Source organism: Vibrio nereis NBRC 15637, assembly GCF_001591105.1.
GTDB lineage: Bacteria > Pseudomonadota > Gammaproteobacteria > Enterobacterales > Vibrionaceae > Vibrio > Vibrio nereis.
Genome location: NZ_BCUD01000037.1, coordinates 1 through 5635 on the forward strand (window position 1 = coordinate 1; position 5635 = coordinate 5635).

At 43.2% G+C, this 5635-nt stretch carries 4 protein-coding genes, 2 tRNA genes and 1 rRNA gene; 4 read left to right on the forward strand and 3 right to left on the reverse strand.

Annotated elements, in window-relative coordinates:
- Positions 1-101: 101 nt before the first annotated feature.
- The 4 genes from VNE01S_RS18425 (at position 102) to VNE01S_RS18440 (ending at position 3353) form a co-directional block, all read left to right on the forward strand.
- Positions 102-177, forward strand: a tRNA-Thr gene (locus tag VNE01S_RS18425).
- 57 nt (positions 178-234) lie between these two features.
- Positions 235-350 (forward strand): 5S ribosomal RNA (gene rrf, locus VNE01S_RS18430).
- A gap of 31 nt (positions 351-381) precedes the next feature.
- Positions 382-458 (forward strand) — tRNA-Asp (locus VNE01S_RS18435).
- A gap of 399 nt (positions 459-857) precedes the next feature.
- Positions 858-3353 carry an FG-GAP repeat domain-containing protein gene (locus VNE01S_RS18440; RefSeq protein WP_053396567.1) on the forward strand — a complete coding sequence of 832 codons (2496 nt, stop codon included), beginning with the start codon at positions 858-860 and terminating at the stop codon, positions 3351-3353.
- A 155-nt stretch (positions 3354-3508) separates the two neighbouring features.
- On the opposite strand, the gene VNE01S_RS18445 is transcribed toward VNE01S_RS18440, so the two are convergent.
- The 3 genes from VNE01S_RS18445 to VNE01S_RS18455 all read right to left on the reverse strand — a co-directional run.
- The gene (locus tag VNE01S_RS18445) at positions 3509-4291 is read right to left on the reverse strand and encodes a DUF547 domain-containing protein (protein ID WP_053396568.1); all 783 of its coding nucleotides are present in this window, start codon (positions 4289-4291) and stop codon (positions 3509-3511) included.
- Positions 4292-4398: 107 nt separating this feature from the next.
- Positions 4399-5001, reverse strand: a complete 603-nt coding sequence (leuD, locus tag VNE01S_RS18450; RefSeq protein ID WP_053396569.1) for a 3-isopropylmalate dehydratase small subunit — start codon at positions 4999-5001, stop codon at positions 4399-4401.
- A 12-nt stretch (positions 5002-5013) separates the two neighbouring features.
- On the reverse strand, positions 5014-5635 hold a 622-nt coding region (locus VNE01S_RS18455; RefSeq protein ID WP_245649914.1), incomplete at its 5' end, for an aconitase family protein.

Here is a 5635-nt window from a genome sequence, read left to right on the forward strand (position 1 = left end):
CTCAAATTTAGTTTTTACCTTTTTAAAAGGTGAAGATGATAGTTGAAAGAGCCCGTTTTTGAAACGGGCTTTTTTAGTCCTCAAGGACAGAAATAAAAGATGCTGATATGGCTCAGTCGGTAGAGCGCATCCTTGGTAAGGATGAGGTCCCCAGTTCGATTCTGGGTATCAGCACCATTTATTATTTGTTTTACGCTTTAATATAGAGCTTAAACCAAAATATAAAGAATTTTACTTGGCGACCATAGCGCTTTGGACCCACCTGATTCCATGCCGAACTCAGAAGTGAAACGAAGTAGCGCCGATGGTAGTGTGGGGCTTCCCCATGTGAGAGTAGGACATCGCCAGGTTCTAATTTAGACTCAAGAGTCTAACCAGTGCGGAGCGGTAGTTCAGTTGGTTAGAATACCGGCCTGTCACGCCGGGGGTCGCGGGTTCGAGTCCCGTCCGCTCCGCCACTTCTTAGAAAGCCTAGTCGAAAGACTAGGCTTTTTTCATTTATACCCCCATATTTTCCTCCTGGAATGCATCCTAATTGCCCGCGATTCTGATGGCATCTAAGCCCTGTCATTAATGCCAAGCTTTGGTAGAAATGTCGGGGGGCTTTCTGCTTTCATTAAGTTCTTTGCTTTTAGACCAATTAATCCTTTGGGGATGCCGATCTGCCACTAGACCACTAGTGGTCACTGCTTTTAACCGCTAAATTTTTCTCTCGTCGTGAATTCTTCACTTAGTAAACTGAGCTAGGCTGTATATTTTTGTTCTAAGCTATTGTTTTTTATTTGATTGTGATAGATTTGCGCTCTGTTTTATTGTGCGCTGTTGCGTATTGTTATATATCACGATCAAAAATATCTATGCATAATATTAAGAAACTGTGGCTAGGTTACTCGTTACTTAGCTTACTTCTTGTCGGCTGTGGCGAAGATGATAACGCTAGCCAAAAGAATATTGCTAAAGCTGATAATGTAGTTTCAGTTAATACGGAATTTTCCGCGACTTATTTTCAGACAATTGGCTCTGATTCTTCACCGAAAGCTCTACCTGTTAGCTACTCCCGTTCAAGTGCTGTTAAAGCGGTCAATACTGATTTGCGTTATAGCGGTCAGATGAAAGTTATTAATATCCTCAACGGTGAGGAGCAGCAATTCGATTGGCCTGTTACTCAAAAAGCGGATGGAGAGGTGGTATCTCACCGCGTATTGACACTAAAACCGGGTCATTATGACTTTACTTTGATCCTGAGTCGAAATGAGCATCAGTATGTTGCCAAGGCTCTGGGCCAGGAAATTATAGACGGCAAAACACCAGAAATTGATTTCGTGCTCTTACCTAATTTAGGGGATACCATTAATAATATAGATGAGGTGCAGTACGTCTCTACGCTAAAATTTGCATGGCCTGCAGAAGAACTCGCTGCTCTGAATCAACCGCAATTCGGTTTGTCATTTGCCGACCAAGACGAGCAAATTTATACCATCAATAAAGATACTGGTATAGCTGAGTTAATAATGAATGTAGAGCCAGGAGAGTATCAGTTGTCAATGCGCCTCTATGATGGTGACTTGATGGTGGGTAAGAGTGATGATCAGAATGACTCGGTGAATTTTGTTGAAGGCGAAGATGCCAAAATGGACATTATCCCACTTCAGGCCGATGTAACACTTAGCTTGTCTGCATTAAAGGATATTGGGACTTTCTCTTTTACAATTCCTACTGAAATTATTCATGAAGTGGGCTCAGCTCAGGAATTAGCGCTGATTGTCCGTCTAAGTGGAGACAACGTTCCTGTTCAGGAAAAAGTACTGACTGTATATGATGAAAATGGCATCTATAAAGCAAGTGGATTGTTTGAAACTTATGGCCAAGGGACGGTGGATGCTTATTTGGCGTTCCACAAGCTTGATGAGGAGTCCGAACAGTTTGCTAGCGTGCCTCCATTCTCTAGCTGTAATACTTCCATTACCGTTGAGTGGAACCAGACTCTAGGCTGTAAACTGATCCTGGAACGCGAAAGTATAGTTAGTGGTCGTATTCTGGGTACTCTAATGCTCAGTATACTGGATCAAAATCTACAACCTGTTTTGGGGGCGAAGGTGTATGTTGATGGCAAGCTTATTGGTCTGACAGGAGAGCAATACAGTGCGGGTTCAATCAAAGCTCATTTAGTTGCCGGAGAGCATACCATCAAGGTTGAAGAAGGGATTTTATCTGCTGTCGAGAGCATCCAGATGGAACCGTTAGCCGTTAACAATAAAGTATTGTATTTGAAAAAACGTTCTGACGTGGGTGACGGTAATTTTGTTCAACATCAAACTATCCGTTTTGAAACAAGTGAAGACAAATATCACGATTCAACTGTCTTGATTGATGTGAATGGGGATGGCCACCTTGATTTGGTTGCTTCTCGTCGACAGAACAGTATTTTAGTTTATCCGGGTGATGATATGGGTAAGTTTAAAACTTCACCATATGCTGTTGGTGATCAGCGCAGAACCCAAGCCATTGCTGCTTCCGACTTGAACGCTGATGGTAAGCCTGATCTTATTCGAGCGACATCTGATGGTGATCAAATTTTCTTTAATGATGGTCACGGAAGGTTTAAGGATGCTGGTTTATTACTGGGTGAAGGAAGTAGTCAGTCAATTGCGGTGGGCGATCTTAATAATGACAACCATCCAGATATTGTGGTCGGCCAAGAATATAAAGCCCCATTGATCTACTTGAATCGTGGCAACGGTCAATTTTCTAACAGTCAGGAGTACTTGAGCGATCATTCGGCCTCTAGTCACTCATCCAATGTGGTGTTGGCTGATGTTAATGGTAATGGTTATCTAGACATTATTTATGCAGGTGGTGATAAGAGTAATATGGTCTATTTGAATGATGGACTCGGTCATTTTTTAGACTCTGGTCAGCGTTTTGGCAGAAGTAACAAAGAGAAAAGATATAATGTTGCCGCCGGCGATGTGAATGGTGATGGGCTTCCTGACCTTATTATTACCAATATGGATTTTCATGGTACGGAGCAAAACTATCTATATCTCAACGATGGTGAAGGTGAGTTTGTCGAGTCTGATGTATTTGTTGGTCAGAATGGTAATGCGGCGGCTTTTTTAGATGTAAATAGTAATGGGTTTTTAGATCTTGTTATTACGGGTTCGGATAAAGAACAACATCACCTGTACCTCAATAATGGGCAGGGGGGCTTTACGCTATCAAGCAGCGTAAATTTTGCTACCGATGCCCACACACCTTTATTTGGTGATATCGATAAGGATGGTGATCTTGATTTGATTTTAGCATTTTCAACAGATACTACCGTCTATCTCAACCAACCCTCGTTTATGTAAATAAATACTGTCGCTTAGGTAATGGTTATAAATCTTTAAAGCTGGGCGCATTGCATGCGCTCAGCTTTGTTCTAACTTACCAGTAAACATGTTTATATCCATAGTGATATTGAGTGTGCTGTATAATTTTGTTTTTTAAGTACACGGGATCCTCGTTATTTCTTTTCATTCAGCGTCCAATCGTAGTCATACTCAAAGCCACCTTTGAGAGAACTTAGTTCTGGGCGGTATCGAGCTAGATGATTGATTAGATCGGATTGAGAACCGAAGTCTGTCGCAAACCACTCGTAGATCGAAGATAGGCGAACTTGCTTACCGGTGATTTTTACGCCTTTCTCACTATTAATGAAGGACGTGGCAGCTTGTTCCAGTAACTGTTCGGTATTGCTTGCGGTGAATGCTTGGCTCTGTAGGTTCGGGCAACCTAAGCTTGCGCAGTTCACTGCGTAGTGGGTTCTTGGATCTTGCCAAATTGGTCTTAAAATTCGGTGTTCAATGTCGTTCAGGGTGAGCTTCTTATTGTTTATCACCACTACCTTTTCGTCCCACGGTCCAAAGCTAAACAATCCACCAAGTTTGGTAATCGATTTAACTGGATAGGCATCTAGAATCAAATCTACCGTGATGGCGTTATACAGGTTAACCCAATACGCGTACTGTTGTGCTTTGCTTAGTTTGAGTGGGTCGATGGAAGAGAGCTTTTGAATATAGCTTTTCAGGTTCTGCTTATCAGACGAAGAAACACTGCGGTAGCGAAATAGCGTGTTCTCTCCCTCACTAACAAGGTAATTATCCAATATTGTTTGCCAATTTTGGTGGTTAACCTTGATAACTGCATTCTCGTTCGATGAGTTCCAATATTGCCACAGTTCGGCCTTAGGAGCAGCAAATGTACTCAATGAGAATAAAGACAGGGTAAGTAGTAACAGTGCTTTCATTTTCGTAATATTCATAAGAGATTGATGTAGATAAGACCGAACCAATCAAAGATTTGTTTCAAATAAAAAAGGCTGGCCTAAGCCAACCTTTCTCTGCATCAATTCGCTTACTGTAAGAAAGCGGGAATCTTACTTTCGTACTCAGCGATCTTATCTTCGTGCTGAAGCGTTAAGCCGATATTGTCTAAACCGTTCAGTAAACAATGACGACGGAACTCATCGATCTCAAACGAGTACTCTTTACCGTTGGCTCGCACTTTCATCGCTTCAAGGTCAACTTCAACCTGCGCACCTTCGTTTGCTTCAACAAATTGGAAGATTTCATCAACTTCCTGCTCGGTTAAGCGTACGGGTACCATTTGGTTGTTGATCGAGTTGCCGTAAAAAATGTCGGCAAAACTTGGTGCAATCATCGCTTTAATGCCATAGTCAGCCAGCGCCCATGGAGCGTGTTCACGTGATGAACCACAGCCAAAATTTTCACGCGCCAGTAGAATAGAAGCGCCTTGATAACGTGGTGCGTTCATTACAAACTCTGGGTTTGGCTGTTCGCCAGCATCATCCAGGAAACGCCAATCATGGAATAGGTGTTTACCAAAACCAAGGCGAGAAACCTTTTGTAGAAATTGCTTTGGAATGATCGCATCGGTATCGACGTTTGCAGCGTCTAAGGGAACGACCAAGCCTGTGTGTTGTTTAAAACCTGACATGTTAGTTTCTCCTTAGTCCAACTCACGAATATCAACAAAGTGACCAGCAATTGCAGCGGCGGCTGCCATCGCAGGGCTTACCAAGTGTGTACGGCCATCACGGCCTTGGCGTCCTTCAAAGTTACGGTTTGACGTTGATGCACAGCGCTCATGAGGACCTAAGCGGTCGTTGTTCATCGCCAAACACATCGAGCAGCCTGGTAAACGCCACTCAAATCCCGCTTCTTTAAAGATAACGTCTAGGCCTTCCGCTTCCGCTTGCGCTTTTACTTGCTCTGAGCCCGGTACAATTAGCGCCTGAACGTGATAAGCGACTTTGCGACCTTTCGCTACTTCAGCGGCAGCACGCATGTCTTCAATACGCGAGTTAGTACAAGAACCCACGAACACTTTATCGACGTTATAATCCGATAGAGATTTACCTGCTTCCAGACCCATGTACGCCAAGGCTTTTTCTGCTGAGGCTTTTTCTACGGGATCGGCAAAGCTTTCTGGAGAAGGAATCGGAGCATCGACTGAAATTACCTGACCTGGGTTAGTCCCCCAAGTGACCTGCGGTTTAATGTCCGCTGCGTTCAATGTTACAACCGCATCAAATTCAGCGTCATCGTCTGTTTTTAGTGTTTTCCAGTAC

What these genes read in the sequence shown, in the direction of transcription:
- leuD (WP_053396569.1), bottom strand. Translation starts at nt 5,001, where the DNA reads ATGTCAGGTTTTAAACAACACACAGGCTTGGTCGTTCCCTTAGACGCT.
- VNE01S_RS18440 (WP_053396567.1), top strand. Translation starts at nt 858, where the DNA reads ATGCATAATATTAAGAAACTGTGGCTAGGTTACTCGTTACTTAGCTTA.
- VNE01S_RS18445 (WP_053396568.1), bottom strand. Translation starts at nt 4,291, where the DNA reads ATGAAAGCACTGTTACTACTTACCCTGTCTTTATTCTCATTGAGTACA.